Below are 26,392 nucleotides of genomic sequence, written 5' to 3' on the forward strand. Positions count from 1 at the left end.
AAATTTATTAGATTACCAATGGAATTTTTGCAACAAACACTGCATAACTTAAGATAAGCAATGACATGAGCATTCCGTAAAGTAATACTTCTTTTAAGATATCGTTAACATCTACGTTGACAAAGTCTGCAACCCAGATATTTTGTGAATTCGTTGGATCTCCAAACCCTTGCATATTTCCATTTGCTCGTAATGCCCAAATGATTGCCATTGGACTGAATCCTGCAGCACCAAATAATGCCGGTAAAGCTCCACCAATACCATATGTATTTAAAGGTCCACGGTACAATGCAAGCAATGATCCTAATGTAAATCCAATGACATATGTTACCGGATTTTGTAGGTATTGAACTAAGAATTTAATAGAAGGTCCCACGACTGTTTGAACTGTTTGGTATTGTACCCCTTTAATTAAGATACCCAAACCAATCATCAACAAGATAACACCAGCAACATCTTGAGTTCCCTCAACAAAACTTTGTGTTACTAATTGGAATACGTTCTTAGCTTTTGTAGTAAGGAGTAAGTAAACGATCCCTATAACAATTGCAATTTCTGCAGGAACTGCATATTTCATCAATTGTGCGCCAATTAAAATTACAACTGGAACGACAGGGGCAAACATTGCGAGTGTTGAAACATTGTTGCCTTTACCACCGATGTTTGAGTCGGTTGTCCATGATTTAACGGATTTTGTTCCTTTGATATTTTTAAAGATGTAGATAAGCGGTACACAGAACGCAACAATATAAATTGGTAATGACATTGAAATCAAGGCTTGTTGTGCTTGAGCTGCATTGTCTCCAAATGATGGCGCAAGTAATGGAATAAATGCTGAGTAGTTCATTGGATTAAAGACACCACCGGAACTAAATGAGAATAGGAAAATAGTCGCAGCATGTAATGGTTTAATACCTGCTGAAAGCATAATTGGTAGGATAATTGATCCAACTAAGATAATGCTTCCCAATCCCCCAATAGCCATAAAAATGACCGAAACAACAACGTAGAATACTAATGCGAGTACGAGTGGGCGGTCCCCAGCATATTCTGCTGCAGTTTTAATAATTTTTTCAACAACGTTTTGTTTCATTAACATTTTTGAAAATGCGGATGCAAAGATAACGGTTGCGATAGCCCCAGCCATCATTTTTACACCATCAGTAATAACAAAACTGAAAATACCTGGTGTCATTTTTTCGACGCCGTCGACCATAACGGGATAATCAAATAACCCTGCCATTGGTACCACACCAATTGATGCAACCAACGCAACAAGGAATCCCATCATTGGCAATGCAATAATTGTAGGGATTTTCTTTTTCATCATCATTGCGATGAAGAACACAATAATTCCGAAAATTAATAAAAGTCTAACTGTATCCATTTTTTCTCCTCCTTAATGGATTAGTGGTAGCGCTTACCATCTACGACAAATATATCAAATATTAATCTTAATAAAACACAGGCCCATACACTTGATAAAATTTACATCTCTTTTCACCTATTTAGTGCACATTGCATAGGTTGATTTACACATATTTTTATATTCTTGTAAATATTTACACAATTGTATATGATAATACTAACGAAAAGAGGACCCATTATGGACAATCTCATCTCATATTTGGAGTATAACTTATCCGAATTTACACAATCCGAGCAAATTATTGCACGCTTTTTCTTATCAAAAAAAGATTTAGACCACACAGGAATTGTGGATGTATCCGAACGCCTTTTTGTTTCAACAGCAACTATTAGTCGTTTCGTAAATAAAATCGGGTTCGAAAACTATAAATCATTCTTATATGAATTCCAAAAGTCACTCGAATCCAACAAAAGTGATGGAATCGCAATCAATAGTGAAGCACGTGACTTATGGAACGTCCACAACACTTACTATAAGTCGTTATACGAAAGTGTGGCAACAATTGATTTGAATTATCTTGCGAATCGATTTATCAATAGCAAAATGATTTATACCTTTGGTTTTGGTAAAACACAAGAAACGACGAACATGATGATTTATCGGATTGAGAATCTAATCCAAAACATTCGTAGTATTCCCCATTTTGAGCATCTTATGTACACACTTACGAATGTCATGAGTTATGAACACGTATTAGTCATCTTCTATCAACACGAATATTTTCGAGATGATTTAGAGAAAATCATCATGATTGCGAAACAGCGTTTTGTTCCAATTATTGTTGTGACATTGTCGGCTCAAGTCGACAATCAAAATTATGCCGAAGTCATCAAGCTTTATCCTCATGAAGATGATACCGTTGTTAAGTATTCCACAACAATGTATACTCCGTACCTACTCTTTATAGATATGATGTACCTCGCAATCCAACGGAAGAAAAACCAACAACAGTTTAATTACGTATAAAAAAATAGCACCTAGCGTGCTATTTTTAGTAACTGGGAATCAGCGTACCATTAATAATATCTTGTTGAATCTGAGTTACTGCATCTACACTAATTAGAGCGTTCATCACTGCGCCTAACTCTTTCCGATTACGATTTATAACGACTACCGCAATACGGTTATCATTATTCTTAAGATTCAATGGAATTGTATTCAGTGCATTCAATTCAATAGCACGGTCTTCTTCATTCCACACGGTAGCGTCAATGACGCCATTTTGAATGGATTCTATCAATTGATTATACTTAATCTCTACAAATTCAACGCGCTTGCCTGCACATATTTCACGTACAAATGACGATTGATCAATCGAATCATGATCAATTCCAATACGCATTCCGTCCTCAATATCACGATACGAATCTTTCGAAAAAAGAATAATATGACCGGATAGATAACTACGGTCCGAGAATTCTTTAATTATTTCAATACTCGTATCGTGTTTTAGAAAGGCAAGGGCAGCATATTTTGACATAATTGCGAAATCATAACGCCCATTAAGCATCATTTCAATCCGCTGTTGTGCCCCACGCATATAAGCCATGTTGACTGGAATATTAAGCGTGTTTTCCATCGTTGTTAATAAAGCGGTACTCAGCCCTTCATAGGTTCGAGAATAGGGCAGCGGCATTACCCCAACCAAAAATGAAATTCCAGCAAATTCAAGTAATAACTTCAAATCTTTCTGAGATAAGAATGTTCCTAATTGACCACGAGATTCCACCGCAATTGCACCACTATCGACCAACTGCTTAATTGCATTTTGAATTGTACCTCGGGCAACCTCAATCATTTTTTCGTACTCAGAAATTGTGAGAATTTTAGAACCGATATCTCTACTTATAAAGTCCTTTGCTAGATATTCAATCGCTAAGGCGTTTTTTGTCATCAATTTTCTTCTTGGTGTCATAAAACTTCCTTTCTTTAATATATTATAACAAATATGTATGACGCTTCCTATGTAAAAAAAAGCACTTTCTCAGTGCTTTTCAATCTCAGATAAGAAGGATGTTCCAAACTCAATCTCTGTCCCAAAATAATCAGCAACAGTTTGACCAACATCCGCCATTGTCCGCCGCGTTCCGATATCTATTAGACCTTCATGACCGATTCGTTTGATGAGTAATGGGACACGTTCCCGTGTATGCTTACTGTGTCCTATGGTTGGGTCATTACCATGATCCGCCATTACAACCAGAATATCTTCAGGTGTTAATTTGGACATTAAAACCCCCAGTTGTTCGTCCGCTATGTTTAAGACATCGATATAACGTTCCGGATTTTCACCATGACCCGCCAAATCTGTTTCCTGAATGTTTAAGAAAAAGAAGCCTTCATCATATGTATCCAAATCGTTAATTAAAGCATTAAGTGTATCCGCAGTATCGACACATGGATAGTTTGTACCCAACGGATTGTGAACAATATTTTCGACTTTACCGTAGAAATGGTTCTCAATTCCAATACGTGCCAGAGCAAGCGGTACCTGTTTCGTATGGTCCACTCCATACCCAATATGAACCACATGATAGTTAGCGTCATAGACACCAGATGCTGGTGCATCGACGCCAATAAATCCATCTTTCGTAATGATATTAGCTTTAATGCGCTCAATCGTCACATCAGACCCACCAAAGGCAATAACACGCGGAACTTTAACATGTTTTCGGACAATATGTCCCACTTCCTGGATCATTTCGAATCCACAGGTGTCCATCGCTCCCACAACATTAATCGCTTGTCCTAAATCAGTTTCCATATTATCACCAATAATAATCATATTGTTAACGTTGAGGACTTGTAATCCATCTTGTTCAATGCGACTGACATTAAAACCAGAAGCAATGAGATCTTTTTCAATGTCATCCAAATGAATTTGGATATGTGTAAACAATGGTTTTTTAGGGTTAGTACCAGATATTTCTTGGTGCCCAAAGTAGGAGTCAGCACCAAAGTGTTTCAACTCACTGCTTCCGAAAATAGCATTCGAACTCTTTACAAAGTCAACTACATCTTTATCTAATGCATTCATGAGTCCCAAACTTTGTAAATGAGGCCATGTCTTGGTGTGCGGATACTCGAGCAAATGAAGGCATGTATTGGAGCCAATATCATTCGGGCGCACCTTAACAACATCATCCATTGCTCCAATCCCAAAGCTATCCAAGACTACTACGATGAATCGTTTCTTACTCATAAAGTTTCCCCAATCCATCATAAACTGCCATAATGCGGGGAGAATTTGAATGAATGCCTTCGACAAGTGCAACTTTACTACGTGTCACGAACATTTGAAAACGAAAGGCCATGATAACCGTCGCACTCACTTCGTGTTCATGTTCTAGTTCAAAATAATAATCAATACTATCATCATCCACCGGAATCACTGTATCCATAACTTCAAGATCATGATGATAAACAAGCGCATTTTTGACATGTGAACGACGATAATGCCCACCACCATAAGCATAGGCTTTCTGTCTAAAATTATGCGAAACTTCACTTAGATAGAGAACTGCTGGCAACTCCTCCAAATCACGATATGCGTGGGCTGGAGTGGTACCGGTCAAACCATGTCCTGGTTCGCCCATTGTGCCTTTACCTTCAGCCATAATTTTTAATGTTGATACCGAGGTTGTAGAAGGAACATTAATTTGCTTAATTTCAAGCCCTTGGGATTCCATCATCTCAGTGGCGGTAATCACGGTTTGATAGTTTGGTGTTGCTTGTGTCTTGTGGGTTTGGGTGTCGTAAAGATAACAGGGAAAAGCAGTAGCACCAACAATACGAATATGCGGCAATTGTCGCGTTGCTGCAATGAATGCATCAAGTTCAGTTAAGTCTACCCCTGACATTTGACCACTGTAATACAAATCATTTTCTGATGCCACTTTTACGATTACATCTTGAATCATTTCTAGTTTTTGGGCCGTGTCATTTATTTCTTTAACTTTATCTAAAGAAAAGACGGTAAAAACCTCAGTTCCGTACGCCATTACACGCTCAAGCATATGTTTGGGTGTTTGCACGAGATGACCAACATTTCCAAGTGGAATATTGTGGCGCATCATAATTTCTGCTTCACGAAAATCTACAACTACCGCCCCGCGATAACCCATCGCGACAAGCTCTTGTCCAATGACGGGATTACGTCCTAGTTGTTTGAGCATGAAGTACAAGTCAATATTTGCAGCAGAGGCCTCGGTTAGTATTTTTTGCGCATTTTGGCGTAAGATGTCCATATCAACAACATAGGTATCCGGTTCTAACTGTCCTGCTTGGTGCATCTTTCGTACGGTATCTAAAAATTCTGGATTCCGGCGTTTTAAAACATCTATAAACATGATAACACCTGCTCAACTGCACTTTCTAAAATACGTAATACAGTTTCATGACCGCTACGCATTGGATTAATTCGAATCCAATATGCTTCAAATTGATTATCGGATTGAAGCATCGTTTTGGAAACACGATAAAACATTGGAACCACTTCAAACTTACTTTCAGCACCTACTGGATATGCTGCAGCACCTTGTTTTGCCGCTTCTTCTAAAACTGCCTTAGCGATCGGTTGATCAAAGCGCACACACACTACTTTGGATTGCGCATTCACGATGACCGCTTCCGCAACGCCTTTAACTCCGATTGTGTTGATGTGATTTGCAAGAGCTTCTATTTGTGTTGCCTGTATAGCAAGAGATACAGGGGCGTAAACTAACGAACGCATTGCATCCAAGGCTTCAAATCCTTGAATTTGACTTCCCCCTGAATAGTGAAATTTGCGAATCGTTTCGATGTATGCTTGTTTTCCAATCACACATCCAATACCTTGAGGACCTAATAGTTTGAACATTGAAAAACATGATAAGTCAGCACCTAATTGTGCACCTGTAAAGGGAACTTTCATGACTGCATAATTGTCATCGGTGATAACGACGCAATCTGGGCTCACATTCTTGATAGTAGCGATAACTTGCTCCATGTCATAACTATCTGCCAATTGTTGGCGTGTATACTGAACTAAGGCTGCATGAATCGTTGGGTTCTTTTGCAATGTCGATGCGAGATCCTCTAAATCGTTAAAATTACACGATAGGGTTTGAATTCCAAGCATCTCAAAACTTGTTATTGTTGTTGAATAGATTGGAGCCTCATGTACTAAAACTGTATCGTTAGCTTTCACAGCACTTGCAAAAGCTTCTCGGATGGCTGCCGTTCCAGCACCACGAACGAAGCACGCATCTTCAACCCCAAAGAAATCTGCGAGAACACGCTCTACTTTTCGGGTTGTTTCCGGCTGGTTCCCAGATGGATGAACACCCAAATCCCCTTGCTGTAAGATATCGTAGCCGTTGAAATATTTTGTCATACTATCAACAAGTTTAAATTGCATTTTAGTTGCTGCTTCAAGATTCATACTTTGTAGCGGAAAAGCTTTCATATTATTTACCTCCAAATATTCGTTGCGGATTCTCCACTAACATTTTGTGGATTGATGCCTCGGTAATGCCCCTTTGTCGTAATAAAGGTAAGAAGTCTGTAAAGAGATAGGTATAACCAATACCTCCTTGATACTTGAAATTTGATTTACGAGTAATATCTAAAGAGAGCGTAATTGCATCTAACTTTCCGAGCTCTTGGAGTTCAAACAAATAATCTGCCCGTGTTGTATCTGGGAAATAATTATTTTTCCCAATCGTATCGAATGCTACATTGAAACCTTGGTTAATTAACGCTTTGATTTGATCAAGATTTCCGGAAAGCTCTTGATGTCCAATGATGACACGTGATGGATCAATGCCCTTCTCAACAAAGAATGATGCTTGTTCAAGAGCAAGCGTTCCGAGCGATGTATGTGTCGAAATGACTGTGTTGGTACGTTTGGCTGCAATCACTGAAGCTTCAAAAACTTTACGTTCCATCGGTTCAAATACGTCTTTACTTGTTCCAATTTCCCCAATTAAAGCTGCGCGTGTTGTTCCCCCATCGATTCCCGATTCGATTTCAGAAACCATAAAATCAGCCAATTCCTCAATACTCATTGAGTAGACAAAGTCCGGAAGAAATGGTTCTTTGTAAAAACCTGTAGCCTGCAAAATATTAATACCAGTTGCTACTGCAACTTTATTAACATATTCAACATTGCGACCCATTCCATTTGCGGTTACATCAACGATATTACGAACACCCAAATCGTACAGTTCCTTGTACTCTTGAATTGTTTCGTCAAAACAATCGAGGAAGCAATCCGGATTGTTCTTTACCTTCGATAAATCAATTGTTGTGTGTTCATGAATTAGTGTGATGCCATCTTTAAGTAATGTCATATAAATCTCCTTACTCTTGTAGTGTAAAATAGCGGCTTTCAAGCGCCGATCGCTCGAAAGGAATTTGTTGTGCAAAACCCATCATCGCCTGAATATAAGTAGGGTCACTTTTGCAAATCATCAAAATGCTGGTGCTGAGTTGCGATGTTGGAATGCTGATTGCACTAAGTCCTAACATGTTAATCACTTTCAGATAATTTTTATGTGACTGTGACTGTTTAGCTGTGGTTAGTGCGTCATAGTGTCCTGATAAAGAATCACCATATTCAATAAAATCAATCGGACCTTCAAAGGTAATTAACACCGAGGTATCAAAGTCAAAATGACGAAGCTCATCGATCATCATTGATCGATCTGTATTGATATAGCGTAGGTTCGTATAATCCGAAACATCCAAATGATGTTGAACAATTCGTAAACACTGTTGATACGGTTCAAAATTTGGTGTACTTACGACAACGTTAATCGATGCTTGGTTATCTTCTGGTAACGTTAGCGCAACCACATCCCGTAATACCTCAAATTCCCGAGCCATAAACCCAATCGATGGTTGAAACGTGATGTTGTCGGTTGATTTTTTTGAATATTTTGACAATGCATCATTACAAATTAAGGGACTGATAAATCCATATAAGTTAAGCGCCGCTGCCGGTGCCAAAACAGAGCCACCGCCATCAGTTCCAATTCCTAAGTCATTAATCCCTTTAAAAACATTAATCGCAGTACCACTTGATGATCCAGTCATATAGCGACCTGTTATAGGATTAACCAGTTCTAAATCTATGGCACGCCCATTCAGGGCCATAGCATCGCGAGTATGCATTAAATAGCCATGTGACTCAAGCATTTCTAAGAATTCAATGGGAATTACGTTGGTGTTTTTCACACCAACGTAATAACATGTTTCTTCACGATTGAGTCGTTGTTCGCAATCTACGATTTTTTGTACATTGACTTCGACAACAGCTTTTTCACCGAGCGCTTGATAGGTACGTAATGCAAATGAAGAAACGTTTCTTGTCATATTACGCTACGACCGGTAATGCCCAAAGTCCGATAAGCAATAAGATATTCAAGAGAATACCAAAGATAATTGCTGCAACCGGTCCAACTGCAAGATCCACAATTGGTTTCTTGGATTGTTTATTTAACAAGTAGAATCCGATAACGAATAAACTACCAATACCTGCAGCCATTTTATCGGCAGCAATAACCCCACCAACAAGTAATGCAACTTCGAGAACACGACTCATTGCTGTACGGATATGCTCTCCCATTTCACGAACACCAGGGAATTTATCCATAGCTTTCGCAAAGATATTAATTAGGAATACTTCAAGAACCATAACAGCTGCACCAACAACAAACGCGAGCAGTGGATTACCATGTAATGCAATACCCACTACGAAGACGAATGTTGCTCCAGCAGGACCATAAACACCAGTAACAATTCCTGTTGTAAAGACGAGTGGAACAAATCCAATCGCACGCGCAAAGGCTGCCATAGCTGCACTGGTCATTTGACCTTCAGACATTAATGCTAAAGAAGTTGGGTCACCAGCAATGATGAGAAGACTTGTTCCAGCGGCAATAAGTCCACCCATGATTCCAAGAATCCACCAGTTTTTTTGAATACGTGCAACTTGACCTGAGAATACGTTGGTTAAGTCTTGATTAGATGTACTGGTATCTTGTTTATTTTGTGTTGCGAAAACAACCATAAGAATTGTTCCGACAAGCATTGAGATTCCTTCAGCATTTAAAGCAACTTTAGCTTCACCAAGTGTGAAGATACCGAATTTTTTAACAACGAACCAAACAAGAACTGTAATAATTCCTGTAATCATTCCTTTTTTGAATCCATGTTGCATCGCAATCGCTACAGCTGGGAACACTGCAAATGCGACTGTGACAGGTGCACTAACACTTCCAAGTGCTGTTAAGAAGTTAAATGGCATTGCTGCAAAGAGATCAACAACAAACTGTAATCCACCAAGGATTGCTGCACCATAAATAGCACCAACAACACCAGACAGAATTAATCCCGTTAAATCATCTTTAAAAATTGTACCGATAATATCAGTCGCTAATAAAATGGAGTGAATTAAAATAATTGAAGCAGCAATTGATGTTGGAATTCCGAATCCAACAACAAGTCCAAAGCTAATTGCAAAACTGGTTGCCGCTAACTCTTTACGGCTAATTTTACCTTCAAAATATTGTGGCACGACAGGTCTAAATCCGTCGTTAAAGACTGCAATACCCTTATTGGCAAGGATGGATGCCAAAGCACCAATTGCCATGATAATAATATATTCCATAGTTCTTCTCCTTTAGGTTATTTGATGAATTCTCGAATGAGAATTGGCACAACGACTTCCGCGTGTTGTGCAGTAAAACCAAATGCTTTTTTCCCTTTTTCTATTTCTTCAATCATGAATGATTCATCCTTGATTGATCCTGGCATCGAAACTGTTGAACACAGATCGGAACCAAGTAATGCCATTGCCATCGCAAGTGCGCCACCGCCACCGGTGTTGCATGCGCCAATATAATAGTCATATTGTCCACTCTTCATTGCCATCGCAGCATCAAGATCACTTTTTATATCAATCGATACACTGTCTCCTCCTATCTTTTTCGCTAATTCCGCAATTGCCTGTTTGTCTATTTGTCCACCGACGACGATTTTAACCATCTTTAAGTCCTCCTATTGGGTGTTCAACACATTCGTGAGATGTAACCAAATGTATTGCTTTTCTGATTCTGGAAACGGGATTGTTGAGTGATCAAGAATTTTTTCCGTTACTTCAAGTACCGCTTCATAATGTTCACTTGCTTTAATCTCATCAAGGATAAATGCATCCATGGGTGCAACAACATCATCATTTCGAATTCGTTGTGACGCCATTGCGAGATGGGTTAAGAAAACCTCAGTAGCAGTCTCATTCCAGTTATGTTCAAGTGCATACTCTTGAAATATCTTCATTGCGTAAGCATATACTTCAGCGTCAATGACATTATTTTCAAGCAAAATGTTCAATCTCGTTTCCACAAAACCTCCTATGTACAAAATATTGTATATTCATCTGTAATTTCATTATATTCAGTCAAAAAAGCTTTGTCAATTAAAATGTAATCGTTTACTTTGCCAATTGAAGCGCTATCATCACTAAAATCACGCTTTTAGCGAGTTTTCTATCATAAAAAAAAGAAACAGTGATGAACACTGTTTCTCATAGATTTGATACTTAACTAATTACAATTCCCATTACTTACTGTCAGTGAGACATGATCTTCCATCGCAACGTACTGACTATACTTACTTGCTCCGACCACAGTTCCTTTCGGTTCACACCCACCAGGTTTAACATAGGAAACAGAATAGCTAATGTTTGCGCCTCGGTCTCTAAATGCGTAAAAATAAGCAGCTAATTCATTTTCTTTCATACCAATCAATTCACCTACATATGGTTTACCAATCGAATAATACACTTTTACTGAAGTGTCTTGAGTTCCAGCAATATTTGTTCCAGGAGCGATGCTTTGCTCCAAGAAGGTTCCATAGGCATAGCCACTGTACCATTCTTTCAATGTTGCATTCACGCCGGTAGGTGGATTGTCTTTAAATTCTCCCATGGAAATCTGTGAGAAATCTGGAACATAGATTGCCTTCCCTTTTGAAACTACAAATGTTAGGGATTCATCTTTCGATACCTGTGTATCAACAGCAGTTCCCTGGGAAATAATCATACCAACTTCGAGTTTGTCATCGTATCCTTCTTCATAGACGAAATCCGATACGAATTTTTTCTCTTTATGCCACGCTTCAACATCGGCTTTCGTTTTACCTTTGAAATCCGGAACTTTGATATCTTTTGAAAAGACTTCCGCACCTTTGGATACAAAGATTGTCACAGTATCTTTACGTTTCAAGGTTTCAGGCGTTACATCTTTATCCCGAATCTCATGGCGAATGAATTTTCCTTTTTCAACATCAGTGCTGTATTCTTGGACAACCTTGATATTTTCCATTTTATTATCCTTCACCCATTTATTAATTTCGGTTTCATTCATCGATGCAACATCTGGCAATGGTACAACTTGTTGTGGATCAGCGCCTTTGCTGACAACAAGTCCTTGAGTACTTCCCTTCTTAACACGTTTCCCTTCGGAAGTCGCTTGTTTCATAATTACGCCAGTATCATCGACAAGAGAGTACTCTTCAGTTACTTCTGCTTTGATACTATTTCCTTTTGCCCATTGTTGAAATTCTGTCACAGGTTTCCCAACAAAATTGGGATATTTCACGGTCGTCATGAAATGGAAAAGAATAAAACCGATGATTAAGGCGACAGTCACACCCGCTCCAATAAACAGATACTGCTTACGTTTACGGGCTTTATATCCATCATCAATTTCAACTTCCTCATCTTTGGACTCATTTGCATCTTCACGTTTGTACTCATCTAAAGATTTCGTTGGAGCTTCATCTGCTCCCTCTAAATCCACTAAAACATCGGCTTCATTCATAGGCGCATCTGTATCGTTTATTAATGATTTCGTTTCTTGTGATTGTTGTAAAGTATCGTCAACGAGTTGTTCAGGTTCGGGTTGCACAGTTTTCGTTTGGGAAGCATGTGCATCCAATTTCTCTTTTTGCGTCGTTTGTTCATAGTTCTCTTGACTGAACTTTTTTAGAAAATCACTCATCGTTACCTACTTGAATGGGACGCATCGAACCCTTACGAAGGTAATAACCCTCATCCGCTTGAGACGCAACTTCATTCGAGTGTGTAACGACAACCACACACTTATTATGTTCATGAGCTAAAGATTTAAATATATTAATGATTTCAGTCTCCATATCTTCGTCCAAATTACCGGTTGGCTCATCGGCAAGAATCAGATCCACATTCGTCGCTAGTGAGCGGGCAATCGCGACCCGTTGTTGCTCTCCACCAGAAAGTTTCGTGACAAGTCGGTCAGCCTTAGTTTTAGTAATGCCAATATAATCTAAAAGGTTGTAGGCAACCGTACTCTCACCTTCTGGCAATTCATTATCCGTGATCCCCATCGCCAATAAAATATTTTCATGTGCAGTGAGGTGCGGGATTAAATTATAGCTTTGGAAAATTATACCCACTTTATTTCTTCGGTATGATTCATAACCAATTGTTTTTAAATCTTCACCTTCATATAAAATACGTCCGCCTGCCGGTTCTTCCATAGCACTAATGAGTGATAGGAGTGTTGTTTTGCCCGAACCAGATTGACCCAGGATTGCATAAAACTTTCCTTTTTCAAAGCGAACATCAACATCACGTAAAATGTAACGTCGTTGATCCCCGTCTTGGTAGTAAAATTCGACTTTATCGACTTCGATTAATGACATACATGTCCCTCCCTACATCATGATTTTCTTTGGATTAAGGCGTGTAATATAAACAGTTGGTACGATTGTACTTGCTGCTGTGACCGATAATCCAATCAAATAGAATAAGCCAACATATTCTGGTGTTAGTTCAACTTTATAAGCTTCAATAACATCTTGTTCATTTAGACCCGATCCATAGTCGTTAAACATTGGCATTCCAAACATTGGGTCTTCCGATGGTTTCATCAGATTACTGGATAAACCCTTCGCTAAGAAATTACCTGTGACTAACGATAAGGTAAGCCCAACAAATGCAACCAACATGACTTCCATGACAATTTGGCCAACAACACGACCACGTCGATCACCAAGCGATAGGTAGACCCCAAGTTCGTGTTTTCGATCTCGAAGGAATAAAACAATTACCAAGCTCAAAATCAGAATCGTTGCACTGACCGCAACAATAAGGGTAATTTGAGCCATTGAATCCATAGCTTTTACAGGTCCCGCAATGGAGTCATATGCATCACTTGATGTACTTACTTTATAGAATTTTGGTAACGTCGGGTCTACCGCAGCACGGAATGATTCTACATCCTTAGGATCATTAAGCGCATATACCGGTGTTACATTTTGCATAATACGTTCTTCAATCGTTAATTTATCATCTTCAAATATTTCTGGATATTGTTTCTTGAGTCCTTCCATACTGAAGGTAGCTTCTTCAAGTGCAACTTTGTTTGATGTGATGAGTAAATTATCATATTGACCTTGGAAACCTTGTGCATTGTTATTATTTTCTTTGTCTTTAATTGCTTCCGAATTAAAGGTTCCAATAATTTCAAACGTTACATCACGTTTGTCAATATCCTGTACTTCGCCACTATCACTGCTACCATTAATAATATTACTCAAGGTTACGGAATCACCAACTGACAGATTGTTTTCTTTCATAAATGGTTCTGAAGCCATGATTACCAATTTCCCCGACTTAATCTCATCTTCACTGAAGACACGTCCATTTGCAAGATTTATTTTCCCTTCGGTAATTAAACTGACTTTAGGATTGTGAACACCACGTACCTCAAACATTGATCGTGTAGTCGATCCATCTGATGAACTTTGACGCCAAATTCCTGGACCCTCTGATTCAACACTTTTTAAGGTATCAGACTGAAGCATTGCTGATATTGAATAGTCATAATATTTCACACTATCTGTAGCACCAATTGTCTCTATTTCTTTAACACTGAGACCTTTGATTGAGAAATCAAAATCAGGATTTTCTTCAATTTCTTTCATGATTGCATCATTATCAATTGATATTGTAGCAATTGAACCCAACTGATATTTGATTGTTTTCTCAACATTTTTTGACGCTTGTTGTATCGAGAAGGCACCTGCAATTACGTTCCCCAATACAAAAACGAGAACCAAAAGAATCAGTGATTTACCTTTCCGACGAACGACACTGAGCCATGCTCTTTTAAAATGATTCATTGTATCTCTCCTTTATCGTAATTATCTACAGGAAAGTCATCATCCAATATAATATGTCAGCGTTACATTGCTGACCCCGTTATGAATTATGCCCACCCATACATTCATACATATGTACCGTTATTATAGCATTGAACGTCTGATGCAGAAAACATATTTCACATCTTGAGGCGAGAATTGTATGAAGTTATTGTGTATAAAACGATGAAATATTAAAAAAAGCACCTTATGTGCTTTAACGATTTTTTTGAAGATATTGGGTTACAAGTTCCTGAAGTCCATCAGGATAATCGGATTCTAAAACATCACGATGTTTATGCATCAATTGTGTCATGATAACATCATGATCAAAGGCAGATTGAACCAATTGGACAATGGCCGGATGATGCGTTTCGATTGCACTCGCTTGAAGCCGATGATCCAAACTTCCCACAACAACTTTTTGACCATCACAAAGAATTGAAAAATTACTATGCTCTCCTTCTTTACGGGTGTCTTCATCCACAATTAGATTCTTAAGTGTGGTCGAAACGGATTCAAATGTAGATAAATAAACGGTGACTCCTCGATCTTGGGCTTCTTCAAGAAGTGGCAAAATCATTGCAAGATCTTCCGGCCACAAATCCGCAATAATTTGAGATTGTGCTTTTGATATATTCGTTTTGATTATTGCCATTACAGCGTCAGTCCCTTGCGAGCTGTAAAATCCAAAATTTACCTTTTGTTTCTTTTGAAGTTCGCGTTTTAAAATACTTGCGGAATGCTTAAATTCTTGTTTCAAGCGATCTAAGACATCTTCGATTGGAACGGCACTATAGGTGGTACTTTTGCCTTCTTGGACACGGCAAATTCCTTTATGAGTCAGTGCACTCAATGATGCATAAACATTCGATCGAGAGACACCAATGTGCTTTGAAACTTCATATCCTGTTTGGTTAGGATTATCATTTAAGAAAAGATAACATTTCGATTCAATCTCTGTCAGTCCCAGAGCCATAAGTTCTTTTATCATTACTTACTCCTTATCCCTAAATTGAGATTCATAAATTTGTGCATAACGTGCCGATTTGTTGATAAGTTCATCATGCGTTCCTTCTTCGATAATTATACCACCTTCAAGCACAAGAATCTTATCCGCGTTGCGGATTGTGCTCAATCGATGTGCTATGACTAAACTTGTTTTGTTCACAAGAAGTTCGTCTAGGGATGCTTGAATATACCGTTCTGACTCGTTATCAAGGGATGCTGTTGCTTCATCTAAAATCAGAATGGGAGCTTGTTTCAAGAAAGCCCGAGCAAGCGCAATCCGTTGCTTCTGTCCACCCGATAATTTAAGACCACGTTCACCAACTTGTGTATCGAATCCATCCGGAAGCGATTTAATAAATGACAGAATATTGGCCGAACGCGCTGCACTCACAACATTACGCATGGATGCACTGTAAGCCCCATAGGTAATATTTTCATAAATGCTTCCATCCATGATATCCACATCCTGAGTAACAATTGCGATATTTTGGCGTAATGAGGCAATTTCGTAATTTCGAATATCCTCATCATTAATCAGAATTTCTCCAGATACGACGTCATAATGACGCATTAAAAGTTTCGTAAGTGTCGACTTGCCGTTTCCCGACGCACCCACAAGGGCGGTCATCTTACCATGTGGTATCGTCACATTTAAGCCATTGAGAACCGGCTCACCATCGCAATAATGAAATACTACATTGTTAAATTGAATATCATTATGACGTACCATTGATAATGCCATGTAGTTGTTCACAATCTTAGGTTGGACCTCAAACAAACGTTGGATACGATCAAAAGAAACCCGAGCTTGTTGAACACGATTCACAATCGAGCTGAACGATCGCATAGGCCGTTGTAGCAAAACAAGGTAGGACATATAGGATACCACAACACCAAGTGTCATCGTTCCATTCATGACTTTGGGTGCACCATATGCTAAAACTAAGATTGTACCGATAACATCCACCATTGAAAGAGTAGGACCGTAGGCCGATTGGAGCGTTGCCGCAACACCAATATGGTAATCATAATCCGCAGTCAATGCCTCAAATTTTTGAACCTCTCCCTGTTCATTCGCATAATTCTTTATAAGGCCTATAGAAGTCAAACTAACATGTAAATGCTGATTGATTTGCGATGACGCATGGCGCACAGCTCGATATGCTACTTTAAGACGCTGCTTAAAGAAACGGTTAATAAAATATAGAAGTGGGAATGTTACAGTAATACAAAGAGCAAGCAACCAATCCTGAATAAAAAGATAGGTTAGGACCCATATAAAAGTGACAATGCTACCAACTAATCCAAAAGAATTGTTGGAAAATAATTCTTGTACATTCGTCACATCTGCTGAAACATGTTCCATGATATCTCCTGTTTTAATCGTCTCGAAGAAACCATAGTCCTGTTTCATAATATGTGCATACAATTCATTTCTTAAATCAGTGATAGCACGCTGACTTACAGTTGCAATTGCATTGTTTGAAATATAATTAATAAGCGCAAGTCCCGCCGTTAACGCGAAAAGAACGCCAAGTTGAACCCACAATTCATTAGCGGTGCCATTTGGAATGATATCATCGATAACGGAACGTGTTACTTGTGGAATAAGAAATTGAAGATATGACATCACCAATAATGCCACCACAATTATCATCACGGTAATCTTTTGATTGCTTAAGCGCTCGATCACAAATTGGGCCATACTTGTTTTATGTTTAGGTTTATTTTTCATACACAACCCCCTAGTAGTACTTATCGCAACCACTAGTATATACCTATCTTTAAAATTGTCAATCTTTGTGCTAATTGTTTCAGTATCTATGCTTAATGATTTTCATTTTTAGGGGAGAAATCACGCAATTTTTGACTGGTTAAGTAGCCTACATTTGAATGGACTTATTTGTAAAAAATGAGCTCACTAATCAACTAAATTCCAAATGAAATTATATTTCTGTTTTTTATATATTTTTGAGAAATTATTTTGCTATTAAACCCACTCATACCACGGATATCCACTAATTAGTGGATTGTATGCACTTTCATAAATTCCTGTTTTTGATTGACAACCGAAAATATATAGGCTAATCTATGAATGTGGCGTGCCATTAAGTTGCAACTTAAGCAAGAGCCCAGGGATTTTACCTTGGGCTCTTTTTATAATTTTAGAGGAGGAAATTATGAAATATGTAAGTAAAGTAGTGTCGAGTACATTACTCGTTTTCGCAATGCTTTTAACGATTGTAACACCTATAAATGCTGAAACATCAGCACCTGTTGCAAAGCCTGAAATGTTCGAACTTCTTGATCAAATAATTACCGCTGAAACGCGATATGGACTTACGGGAGTCCAAGTTGCCGTAACTAAAGATGGGTCTTTAGTCAAAAACTCAGCCTATGGATTCACGAACAACTACAAAAATGTTTACGACGAAAATGGCGCAAGCATTCTTGACCAAATCGAGGTTTTACCTTTGGCACAACGAACCAAAGTTACACCCGACACACTATTCGACCTTGCAAGTAATACTAAAATGTACGCAACGGTGTATGCAATGCAACGACTTGTAGATCAAGGAAAAATTACGCTTGATACAACCGTCGTATCAATTTTTCCTGAATTTGTAAATGATGGGCGTGGCGTTCAATCGAAACACCTCGTCACTGTTGGTCATTTACTCCGACATGATGCGGGATTTACCCCAGATCCACAATATCACAACCAAAATTATACTGGAAACCTCGAAAGTGATGGATCAAACTATCTCTTCTCGCAAGACCGAGACTTAACTTTAGAGATGATGTTGAAAACGCCTTTACTTTCGGAACCAGGATCTGTTGTTAAATACTCTGATGTTGACTTTATGTTACTCGGAGCTATCGTTGAAGCAGTTAGCGGACAACGCTTAGACACCTATGTGTACGAAAACTTTTATCAACCACTTGGCCTTGATTCATTAGTTTTTAATCCGTTAGACCATGGTTTTACAACAAAAGACACCGTTTCATCCGAACTGCACGGAAATACACGTGATGGGCGAATTTCATTCGAAAATGAGCGCACTGAAGTTGTAACTGGACAAGTGCACGATGAGAAAGCATTTTACTCTATGGGCGGAATTTCAGGACATGCTGGGTTGTTTGGAACAGCTCAAGATGTCGCAATCCTTGCAACAGCAATGTTGAACCAAGGAACTGTTGATGGCCAAACATTCTTCTCTCAAGAAACAATCGATAAATTCGTAGCTCCAAGTGCTCTAAATGATACATACGGATACGGATGGCGTCGTCAAGGAAACACGAATGGTTACGGATGGGCATTCTCCGATTTTGCAAGTAAAAATACGATTGGCCATACTGGATGGACCGGTACGTTAACACTAATAGATCCTGACAATAATATTACCTTGGCTTTGATGACCAATTCACGTAATACACCAATCATGGGTCCTGGCGATAACGATTTCTACACCAAGAACTTTAATACGAATGCTTACGGCATGGTTTCTGAACTTACCTATCAAGCGCTTGGATTGGGTGATGATACAACAGCTCACGAATACCTCGTGGGAATGATCCAAAGTGAGTTCTCAACAATGACCGCGACATCTACACCAAGTAAACGAAATGCTCTACGAGCTTTAATTAGTGTTCTTGAAACCCGTGCTCCTCAAGATACCCAAGCCAATGAATATCTACAAAGTGATGAAGTTCAGAATATGATTACAATTTTGGAACCTACATTTGCAGAAGATACTAAGTATCTCATATTTGAAGATACGGTTGATGTAACTGAACTTGAGACAATCTTGGATAAAGCCCGTGCAATCGATACACGTCTTTATACATCGGAAAGTGTTGCTGTCTTAACAGATGCGATAACAGAAGCAACCGAACTTCTTGAAGCAGGAAGCTACACCCAGGAAACGATTGATGCACTTACAGCAAAAATACTCGCAGCACTAGATGGTCTCGTTGAGATCACAGTCACTCCTGTGGTTGATAAAGCAAATTTAAAAGCAACCATTGAAAAGGCAACTGCAATCGATCATACGGTGTACACCAAAGAAAGTATTGCTGCGCTAACCTCAGCTCTTACACAAGCGCAAGAAGTCTACAATGATGACGCCGCTACACAAGAAACTGTGGACCAAACAACCATCACACTGAACAATGCACTTAATAATTTAAAACGCATTCCCGATACTGAAACACCAACGACACCAGGTACACTGCCAGCAACAGGCGTGCAAACAAGTAATCTTATGATCATTGCCGCTGGTTTCATCGTTCTTGGAATTGTTCTAAGAAAATATAGTCTGCGTAAAAGTAATGAATAGATATTAATTGTCATTGATGCATCTAAAAAGGTACTGCTTTAAAAGCAGTACCTTTTTTATTAAATTGTAGAGAGTAAATGTTTTTTAAATAACGCAACATCCACATCAATCGCAACACTCACAGTTCTCGACATCACATCTTCAATCGCACTTAAATTTAAGACTGTACGACCCAAATGCTGTGCATCGGTTAAGACTGTAAGTGGAATTGTAATTGTGCGAACAACATCTTCATGCAGCGCGACAACCGCAGCAAGAGGATCATGCATCGCTGCACCGCCCCATTGAGGATAGATAAGCTCATGTGCCTTAAAGTAATGATCCATGATTTGAAGTAATGTCTGAGTTGTATCACTCTTTGTTTCCCATTGCTTTAAATCATCGCGACTTAGAATGGCTCGCGATGTCACATCAAGACCTATCATTGTTATTGGAATGCCACTTTCAAAAACCACTTTTGCAGCATGTGGATCTTGAAAGATGTTTGCCTCAGCAACCGGACTGACATTGCCCGCAACTGTGAGTGCACCACCCATTAACACGACACGTTTACAACGTTTCATCGCATCTTTATCATGCAAAATTGCTTGCGCAATATTTGTGAGTGGTCCACTCGCAACGATTGTGAGTTCATCACCATGGATATGAGCCATGTCAACTAGAAAATCAACCGCTGATCTAGATTGAATTGCACGCATGCTATCAGTCAACGCAACCTCGCCAATTCCGTTTAATCCGTGAAAAACTGCCCCTCCGCGTTGTTGGGTAAAGCCGTCAGTGTTAAGAGCATGTTCAGCACCACTATAGACACCTACTTCATCCCTGCCCATTAAACTTAACAAGTTTATCGTATTACGCGTAGCAGCGTCTCGATCAACATTACCATAGACCGTCGTGACACCTAATAAGTCAACATCACGGTGTCCACAAATATACGCAAGTGAGACACAATCATCAATTCCTGTGTCAACATCTAGTATGATTTTTTTCATCACTTACCCAATAATCCATAGGCCTAATTGTGCAATAATTGCTCGACCTAGGTAACTTCCTAAGAAGACGAACAATGCAACAATAATGAATTTCCATGAGTTCTTAGATAAATCACCCAAGTTGTTCGCTACCGAAATTCCCGCAAAAGCTAAGACCGGTGTTGTGATTGACAAGAAGTCGACACCACCAATTGCTGTAATAAAGAACGGTGAAATCAGGCAGAAAATCAAAGATGTAATTGAAACCCAACCAAGGACCGGAAAATCCGCAAGAATTTTGACGCCGGTTTTCTTCATAAGCTCAGTAATAATAAGACCTGCAAATGAGAAAAGCACAAGCACACCCAGACCCATGAATGTTTCTTTTGTAATAGGTGTGGATGCTGGGTTTTTAATGAGTTTAATGGACTGTGTAAATAGAATTAAAAATGCACCAACAAAAAGCATCTTTAAGCGTGGTAATTGTTCTTTAATAATTGTAATCATGATGGGCCTCCTAGTTTATAGCTCTTTCTTTTTTAAAGATTTTGTACATAAAGTTCATCAATGGAATCGAAAGGAATACCATAATATAGGTTCCCATAAAACTTGTTACAAGCTGACTTGCACCAGCAAATGATGTAATGGTATCTGCAAATTGTGGATGAAGCCCAACTATTGAACTGGATGCTGCAGTCATCATACTTGCAGATCCTAAACCTGAAGCAATTGCTAATGCACGATAATCAAATCCTACGGCATTTAAAACTGGAGGAATGAAACTAAAGAATAGTGCACCAAAAAGTGTTCCAACCAGATACATAGATAAAACACCACGTCCCTCTTCCCCATTCAATCCAAATTTTTCAGATATATATGCTAATTCCCCTTCACGACCAATACCCAATGTAGCTCCGATGGCCTCACGGTTAAGACCAAGTAATAGTGCAATTGGTAATCCCAGAATTACAGTTCCAATATTTCCGACAGATTGCAAAAGGAATACCCATCCATATTGCATAATTTCATTAATTTTAGGTGCAACATCTGCACCGTAACGAGCCATCAATGGCAACATAATAAAGATTAAATTGCTTCCGGCAAATTTGATGTTAGTATCAGAATAAACTTTTTTAATAATACCTTTGCGCCATGCAGGTATTCCCACAATCATCGTAATTAATACTGCAAAGACGAGTGGTAAGATTAGAATTGTAAGATTCCCCACATTCACGAACTGCATTCCGATTAGCTCTGATATCGCAATAACAATCATGATATAAACTATAAATAATACGTTACTGTCCTTTTTCATTGTCTTCTCCCTTTAGACTATATGTTTGATCATTTTGATGTGTGATGTCCCATAGATTTGGAAGTTATTTCCACTCACTTCAAAACCATGTTTCTCATACATCGGACTGACTTGTGTTTGTGCAAAAATTGATATCAACAATGCACTACTTGACTGAATAAATTTAACCGCCTCAATAATGAGTTGTTTCCCTAGCGATTGGTTTCGATAATCCTTTGCCACAGAGACACGTTCAATGTAGGCAACATCGCCCTCATTTCGAATACGACAACTTGCAACAATTTTTCCGGCATCTTCATAAAGGATATGTGTACACGTTTCATCATGAATGTCTTCAATGACGCATTCATCCAAACCTTGCTCCAATACAAAGACTTCTTTTCGAATTGTTTTAAGTGCATGCCATTCGGGCATATTTCTGACATTTTGAATAATCGTTCTCATGCACACCTAATCCTCAACTTATACTATAAATAATGGTTTAATTTCTTTTGAACTTACCGCCACTAAACCCAAGTCTGACATTTTCGCTTCTGGAATCACGATTAACGACAATGTTGTAATTCGCATTAATGGATTCACAAATTCTGTCATTCCTAAAGTACGATTGGCTTCCTTCATTTTTCGGTTTTCGATGGCAAGTGCTTCAGCTTCAAGCTGAGACATCAAACCAAAAACAGGTAAGTCTAATGTATGCAAGACTTCATTATCTTTAACTGCGGACATACCGCCACCTTGATGCATCAATGCATTCGCAGCACAGAGGGCATTTTGAGTGTTGTTGTAGACTATCGTGAGGTTATGCGAATCATGAGAAACCGTTGACGCTAATGCTCCGCCTTCCATGCCAAAATTTTTGACAATTCCCAATGCGATGCCATCATTATTTTTATGACGATTCACAACAGCAACAAAATTAAATGACTCTGGTAAAACAATGCGTGAGTCCACAACTTCCATTTCAAATTGAGACACAGTTGTCAGGGAAGAGTGTGGTGAATGGTATTCAATACCATGCATCATGATTGTTCCATTTTCAATTGGAGCGATAATCTCAAAGTCGCTCAGACTTAGTTCATCTACAAAAACTGTATTCTCTAATTCAATTGGATCTACAAGTGCAGGAATTTCAACATCTAATGAACCCTCTGATGCAACCTGTTTTCCTTCATAGAAGACACGCGCTGGATGGATTGCGTCCAAAGTATCCACAACAAGCATGTCCGCAATGTGTCCTGGTGCAATTGCCCCTAGGTTATCTATTTGAACCTCACGCGCCGTATTGAATGATGCACAACGAATCGCATCAATTGGATTCATTCCATAAGAAATGGCTGCGTTCACCACTTCGTTCATATGCCCATGCACTAAAACATCTTCCGCTTCTTTATCATCGGTACACAGGCATAGCGTATCTAAATAACGTGAACCTTTGACTGCTTCCCAAATATCTTTAACATTTTTTGTAATTGAACTTTCGCGTGCATCGACAAATAGACCTGCCCGAAGTTTTTCTAAACCTTCTGCTCCAGAACGAGATTCGTGACAGCTTCGTGGTCCACCACAAATATATGCCGACAAATCACGACCAGATACTGATGGCGCATGACCTTGAATAAAGAGACCACGTTGTTCCGATGCAGCAATAATGTCCATCATACGAGCTTCACCATTAATTACACCTAAGTAGTCCATAACTTCTGCAAGACCGATAACACGATCCAATGATGCAAGTGTTTCAATCTCTTGAACTCCAAACTCTGCACCCGAGTTTTCAAGACCAAGCACTGATGGAACACAACTTGGAATATCAACAAAGTGACGCATCGGAAGTCCTTCTGCACTATCATGCATATATTGAACACCTCGAACTCCAGTGACATTTGCTGCCTCATGTGGATCTGTAATAATGGTCGTTGTCCCATGTGGTAACGCTGCCTTAGTAAAATTGCGCGGTGTGAGCATCGTTGATTCAATGTGCATATGGGCGTCAATCAATCCTGGAATGACGTATCTTTTTTCCACATCAATTATTTCTTTTCCATGTACATTATCGCGATTGTCATATTCAACGTGCGCTATCGCATTATCAGAAACATAGATGTCCCCAAGACGAATTTCTCCTGTAAAGACATTTAGAATTTGTGCATTTGTAAGTACGATATCCGCCTGAACGTCCCCACGTGCAGTCGCAATCAACTTACTTTTATCTGTGTATTTAAGCTTCATAACGAGCCTCCCAACTAAACTTCAGTAAGGGCCGCATTTTTAACACTTGAATCATCAGTTGTTGTTTAATCCCGTAATTTTAAACAAACATACTGGCCTTCAATGCAATGAAAAAAGAACCTCTCGTTATGCTCAGTTCGCATACCGAAGTCGTGCATTACCACGTGCTTCGAAAAAGGTTCTTTGTTTTTCGTTATATTTTGTCATTAAAAGCGATTGTATTGCCACACATGCAACCGTGTTAAAGTTGCTAAAGATCGATGAACGGAATGTCTTATTGCTTACACTTAAAAAATCAGAATTTAGAATGAATTCTGTAAACTGACTGTTTTGATGTAAATTTAGTGTTTCACAGTTTGAGAAACAAGAAAAATAAGATATCTGATTCATCAGTATCTCCTTACTCTAATTCCGATATCTCAAACGTAGAATACGTCATAGTACTTAATTTACGGTTAAGTGTAGAGACTGTCCACCAATTTGGACATTATATAACGGAATAAACACAGTATACCACACTCAAAGCGACATACAATATTTATGACAAAGATTCGTCTTCATAATTTGTTAAATAATAATCAACTACACTTTTATAGAACTTCTATTTGTTCATTTTTAAGTGTTTGTTTAATTTCTTATAAGCCCACTCGTAGTGACTTGTTGTTGAAGAAACACAGTAACTTCCCACTGTTGATGTTGGAGCCCAGTTGAAGTATGCTTTCGAAAACAAAGCGTCATTACTGAGCGTATCGATTAGCAACATTACCTGATCATGACTTTTAATAAGCATTGCTTTTGCTGTTTCTAACGATGTCATTTGGTGCTTTTCAATGAATGTAACGTTCATGGCACCATAACTCTTCCAATTGTATGGATCTGGCAGGAATGGGACGTCATTACCCTCGAGATTATTTTGAATCCAGTGTAGTAGTAGCTCATGCCACTCGTATAAATGAATGAGAACATCTTTGACGCTCTTGTCACGCCGCCAATGTGCTTCTTTCAGTTTGTCATCATCAAATTGTAGTGGCGTCATTATAACCGCTTCAGGCATATCGTTAATACACGTCATCAATTTCTTAAATGATTTTTTGGACGCTTCTTGAAGATCTATTTTAGTTGTTGGTCTTGCCATACTCTGCTCCTTTTTGAATTAATTACCAGTATATAAATTATACACCAATCACAAAGTGGATGTAATTGACATATTGAAAGAAAGAACTCCAGGAATTGGAGTTCTTTTCGGTTATTCTTTACCTTTTATACTCACAAACAGTGTTAATAAGCCACTAAAAATTACGAGAACCGCTAAAATAAGATTAGTACTTTGATTTAAACCGGTATTCGGCAATATCGCAATTTCCGATACTTCCTTCTTTTCATCTGCATCAATTTTTGGCGTTTCACCGTCATGATTCGTATTCCCTGACTCATCGGTATCAGAATTGATTTTACTCCATTTGGCATGTAATGTGAGATCAGCTTCAATAACTGTATCAAAATCAAATGCTTGTTCAAGGGCACTGTCTTGGAACCAACCGTCAAAGGTATAGCCTTCGCGGATAGGTGCTTCAGGTTGCGCTACTTTTTCTTTGTCTAAAATTGATTGGGATGTGACTTCACTTCCATCGTTACTATTAAATGTCACTGTATGATAGACATCAATTTTACTCCATTTGGCATGTAATGTGAGATCAGCTTCAATAACTGTATCAAAATCAAAAGCTTGTTCAAGGGCACTGTCTTGGAACCAACCGTCAAAGGTATAGCCTTCGCGGATAGGTGCTTCAGGTTGCGCTACTTTTTCTTTGTCTAAAATTGATTGGGATGTGACTTCACTTCCATCGTTACTATTAAATGTCACTGTATG

Annotated in this window: 24 protein-coding genes and 1 riboswitch; of the genes, 2 read left to right on the forward strand and 22 right to left on the reverse strand. The window is 38.7% G+C overall.

Annotation, left to right across the window (positions count from 1 at the left end; genetic code table 11):
- Positions 1–7: 7 nt before the first annotated feature.
- Complete coding sequence (locus tag GVV19_RS03085; protein WP_159645459.1) at positions 8–1,387, reverse strand: transporter permease; 1,380 nt, start codon at positions 1,385–1,387, stop codon at positions 8–10.
- Between the two features lie 219 nt (positions 1,388–1,606).
- Here GVV19_RS03085 and GVV19_RS03090 point away from each other — a divergent pair, with 219 nt between their 5' ends.
- Positions 1,607–2,395: a MurR/RpiR family transcriptional regulator gene (locus tag GVV19_RS03090; protein WP_159639610.1), complete on the forward strand. Its 789-nt coding sequence runs from the start codon at positions 1,607–1,609 to the stop codon at positions 2,393–2,395.
- 25 nt (positions 2,396–2,420) lie between these two features.
- Here GVV19_RS03090 and yhfZ read toward each other — a convergent pair whose 3' ends face one another.
- From yhfZ to GVV19_RS03160, 14 genes are all read right to left on the reverse strand, one after another.
- Positions 2,421–3,344 (reverse strand): GntR family transcriptional regulator YhfZ, encoded by a 924-nt coding sequence (gene yhfZ / locus GVV19_RS03095; RefSeq protein WP_159639611.1) that lies wholly within the window; start codon positions 3,342–3,344, stop codon positions 2,421–2,423.
- Positions 3,345–3,413: 69 nt separating this feature from the next.
- On the reverse strand, positions 3,414–4,631 hold the full coding sequence (locus GVV19_RS03100; RefSeq protein ID WP_159645462.1) for a phosphopentomutase: 1,218 nt from the start codon (positions 4,629–4,631) through the stop codon (positions 3,414–3,416).
- Positions 4,624–5,778 (reverse strand): alanine racemase, encoded by a 1,155-nt coding sequence (locus GVV19_RS03105; protein WP_159645465.1) that lies wholly within the window; start codon positions 5,776–5,778, stop codon positions 4,624–4,626. The genes GVV19_RS03100 and GVV19_RS03105 overlap by 8 nt, the downstream gene beginning before the upstream one ends.
- Positions 5,769–6,875 carry an aminotransferase class V-fold PLP-dependent enzyme gene (locus tag GVV19_RS03110; RefSeq protein ID WP_159645468.1) on the reverse strand — a complete coding sequence of 369 codons (1,107 nt, stop codon included), beginning with the start codon at positions 6,873–6,875 and terminating at the stop codon, positions 5,769–5,771. Before GVV19_RS03110 ends, GVV19_RS03105 begins: the two co-directional genes overlap by 10 nt.
- Position 6,876: 1 nt before the next feature.
- Complete coding sequence (locus GVV19_RS03115; protein ID WP_159645471.1) at positions 6,877–7,761, reverse strand: phosphotriesterase family protein; 885 nt, start codon at positions 7,759–7,761, stop codon at positions 6,877–6,879.
- 10 nt (positions 7,762–7,771) lie between these two features.
- Positions 7,772–8,785, reverse strand: coding sequence for an amidase family protein (locus GVV19_RS03120; RefSeq protein WP_159645474.1), 1,014 nt, complete (start codon positions 8,783–8,785; stop codon positions 7,772–7,774).
- Position 8,786: 1 nt separating this feature from the next.
- Positions 8,787–10,082, reverse strand: a complete 1,296-nt coding sequence (locus GVV19_RS03125) for a YhfT family protein (protein ID WP_159635997.1) — start codon at positions 10,080–10,082, stop codon at positions 8,787–8,789.
- 17 nt (positions 10,083–10,099) lie between these two features.
- On the reverse strand, positions 10,100–10,459 hold the full coding sequence (locus GVV19_RS03130; RefSeq protein ID WP_159639617.1) for a DUF2620 domain-containing protein: 360 nt from the start codon (positions 10,457–10,459) through the stop codon (positions 10,100–10,102).
- Positions 10,460–10,471: 12 nt separating this feature from the next.
- A complete protein-coding gene (locus tag GVV19_RS03135) occupies positions 10,472–10,816 on the reverse strand; it encodes a PRD domain-containing protein (protein WP_159636002.1) in 345 nt (114 codons plus the stop codon).
- Between the two features lie 200 nt (positions 10,817–11,016).
- The gene (locus GVV19_RS03140) at positions 11,017–12,474 is read right to left on the reverse strand and encodes a PASTA domain-containing protein (RefSeq protein WP_159645477.1); all 1,458 of its coding nucleotides are present in this window, start codon (positions 12,472–12,474) and stop codon (positions 11,017–11,019) included.
- On the reverse strand, positions 12,467–13,156 hold the full coding sequence (locus GVV19_RS03145) for an ABC transporter ATP-binding protein (RefSeq protein WP_159645480.1): 690 nt from the start codon (positions 13,154–13,156) through the stop codon (positions 12,467–12,469). The genes GVV19_RS03140 and GVV19_RS03145 overlap by 8 nt, the downstream gene beginning before the upstream one ends.
- A 12-nt stretch (positions 13,157–13,168) precedes the next feature.
- Positions 13,169–14,638, reverse strand: coding sequence for an ABC transporter permease (locus GVV19_RS03150; protein ID WP_159639620.1), 1,470 nt, complete (start codon positions 14,636–14,638; stop codon positions 13,169–13,171).
- 235 nt (positions 14,639–14,873) lie between these two features.
- Positions 14,874–15,650 carry a TrmB family transcriptional regulator gene (locus tag GVV19_RS03155; RefSeq protein ID WP_159645483.1) on the reverse strand — a complete coding sequence of 259 codons (777 nt, stop codon included), beginning with the start codon at positions 15,648–15,650 and terminating at the stop codon, positions 14,874–14,876.
- A gap of 3 nt (positions 15,651–15,653) precedes the next feature.
- On the reverse strand, positions 15,654–17,402 hold the full coding sequence (locus GVV19_RS03160; RefSeq protein ID WP_159645486.1) for an ABC transporter ATP-binding protein: 1,749 nt from the start codon (positions 17,400–17,402) through the stop codon (positions 15,654–15,656).
- Between the two features lie 445 nt (positions 17,403–17,847).
- Between GVV19_RS03160 and pbp4b the strand changes: the two genes are divergently transcribed.
- Positions 17,848–20,007, forward strand: a complete 2,160-nt coding sequence (pbp4b, locus tag GVV19_RS03165) for a penicillin binding protein PBP4B (protein WP_159645489.1) — start codon at positions 17,848–17,850, stop codon at positions 20,005–20,007.
- A gap of 59 nt (positions 20,008–20,066) precedes the next feature.
- Here the strand turns inward: pbp4b and GVV19_RS03170 are convergent, their stop codons facing one another.
- From GVV19_RS03170 to GVV19_RS03200, 7 genes are all read right to left on the reverse strand, one after another.
- Positions 20,067–20,999, reverse strand: coding sequence for a nucleoside hydrolase (locus GVV19_RS03170; protein WP_159645492.1), 933 nt, complete (start codon positions 20,997–20,999; stop codon positions 20,067–20,069).
- Positions 21,000–21,002: 3 nt separating this feature from the next.
- Positions 21,003–21,485: a hypothetical protein gene (locus tag GVV19_RS03175; protein WP_159639625.1), complete on the reverse strand. Its 483-nt coding sequence runs from the start codon at positions 21,483–21,485 to the stop codon at positions 21,003–21,005.
- Positions 21,486–21,495: 10 nt separating this feature from the next.
- On the reverse strand, positions 21,496–22,293 hold the full coding sequence (locus GVV19_RS03180) for a DUF3100 domain-containing protein (protein ID WP_159639626.1): 798 nt from the start codon (positions 22,291–22,293) through the stop codon (positions 21,496–21,498).
- 12 nt (positions 22,294–22,305) lie between these two features.
- Positions 22,306–22,737: a GNAT family N-acetyltransferase gene (locus tag GVV19_RS03185; RefSeq protein WP_159639627.1), complete on the reverse strand. Its 432-nt coding sequence runs from the start codon at positions 22,735–22,737 to the stop codon at positions 22,306–22,308.
- Positions 22,738–22,755: 18 nt separating this feature from the next.
- Entirely contained in the window at positions 22,756–24,522 is a 1,767-nt protein-coding gene (ade, locus tag GVV19_RS03190; protein ID WP_159645495.1) for an adenine deaminase, read from the reverse strand.
- Between the two features lie 418 nt (positions 24,523–24,940).
- A riboswitch (purine riboswitch) is annotated at positions 24,941–25,037 on the reverse strand.
- 86 nt (positions 25,038–25,123) lie between these two features.
- Entirely contained in the window at positions 25,124–25,657 is a 534-nt protein-coding gene (locus GVV19_RS03195) for a ClbS/DfsB family four-helix bundle protein (RefSeq protein WP_159645498.1), read from the reverse strand.
- Positions 25,658–25,768: 111 nt separating this feature from the next.
- Positions 25,769–26,392 (reverse strand): InlB B-repeat-containing protein (locus GVV19_RS03200; RefSeq protein WP_201288185.1); only part of this gene is annotated, 624 nt, incomplete at its 5' end.

It is taken from the genome of Erysipelothrix anatis, assembly GCF_009828745.1.
Classification (GTDB): domain Bacteria; phylum Bacillota_I; class Bacilli_A; order Erysipelotrichales; family Erysipelotrichaceae; genus Erysipelothrix; species Erysipelothrix anatis.